Source organism: Nocardiopsis listeri NBRC 13360 (assembly GCF_001570765.1).
GTDB lineage: Bacteria > Actinomycetota > Actinomycetes > Streptosporangiales > Streptosporangiaceae > Nocardiopsis > Nocardiopsis listeri.
In genome coordinates, this window is record NZ_BCSH01000132.1 from 1 (window position 1) to 1,297 (window position 1,297).

Annotated in this window: 1 protein-coding gene; it reads left to right on the forward strand. The window is 66.9% G+C overall.

Annotated features, from left to right (window positions below; translation table 11 throughout):
* Positions 1 to 210: 210 nt before the first annotated feature.
* On the forward strand, positions 211 to 1,275 hold the full coding sequence (locus NLI01S_RS24780) for an IS110 family transposase (protein ID WP_067609324.1): 1,065 nt from the start codon (positions 211 to 213) through the stop codon (positions 1,273 to 1,275).
* Positions 1,276 to 1,297 lie beyond the last annotated feature (22 nt).

Consider the following 1,297-nt stretch of genomic DNA (forward strand, 5'->3'; position numbering starts at 1 on the left):
GCCCGGCAGCGGGGCTGGGGTGACTCCAGCAAGATCTGTCTTTGAGGACCTGTTCGTGACTTGTCCACCAGTGCCCGCAGACCAGAGCCCCGCTCGCGGGAGTGACCTTATAGAAGCCTGTGTAGCCGTTGACTCACAGTAGATCTGTCCCCCGCGGCAGGGCTCTGGCAACCGTCCCGTTGCTCTGAAGAGGAAGAACAGGACACTGCCATGGTGACAGTGGGCATCGATCCGCACAAGAACATGCACCAGGCCGTCGCGCTGGCCGATGACGGCACCCGTGTGGGACTGGCCAAGAAGGTCGCCTCGGGCCCTAAGGCTCTGGGCCAGCTCCTGGCCTGGGCTCGTGCTCTGGCTCTGCAAGCCCCGGTGTTGTGGGCCATCGAGGGCGGCCCCGGTCTGGGGCGGGCGATCGCTGACGCTCTGCTGCACGCGGGTCAGGAGGTGGTGTGGGTGCCTGCCCGGGCCATGGCCGCCCACCGCCGGTTGAGCGGGGCGGTAGGGGCCAAGTCCGACGTGATCGATGCGGTGGCGGTAGCGCGCGCGGCCCTGGCCGATCCCCATCTGGCCCGGCACCGTATCGACCCGGTGGTGCGCCAGGTGCGTGTGCTGGTGGACCTGCGCCAAGATCTGGTCGAGCGTCGTGTGGCGTTGACCAACCGGCTGCTGGCCATGCTGCACACGGAGCTGGGTCAAAGCTCGGGCAAGGGGGCGTTGTCCACTCGGGTGAAGGTGGGTCGGGTGCGTCTTGTGGTGGAGCAGGCCGATGTGGAGGAGGTGGTGCGTTGGGCGCTGTTGGAGCAGCTTGATGAGGTCCAAGCGCTGCTTGTGCGTGTGGCTGGTGTGGAGCGCCGGCTCAGGGACGTGGTGGGGCCGATAGCGCCGAACCTGTTGGCGATCCGTGGTGTGGGTGTGGTCTGGGCTGCGGTGTTGCTTTCGCAGGTGGGGGACGTGGGCCGGTTCGCGTCCTCGGCGCGGTTGGCTCGCTGGTCGGGGTGCGCGCCGATCCCGGTGTTCTCTTCCGGTCGCCGGCGGCACCGGCTGCATCGGGGTGGGAACAGGCAGGTGAACCGGGCGATGCACTCGATCGCGTTGGTTCAGGTTCAGTGGCCCGGGCCGGCTCAGGAGTTCGTGCGTGCCAGGGAGGTGGCCAAGGGTAAAAAGGGCGCGTATCGGGCTCTGAAGCGGCATTTGGTGGATGTGGTGTATCGAGCGATGGTCGCTGATCAAGCGCTCAAGCGGCAGGTGGGAGAGGTCTATCGGCCTGCCGCTTGACATAGAAGCGTCACGGCGAGTT

Coding starts and splice junctions, on each gene's coding strand:
- NLI01S_RS24780 (WP_067609324.1), top strand. CDS start 211: ATGGTGACAGTGGGCATCGATCCGCACAAGAACATGCACCAGGCCGTC.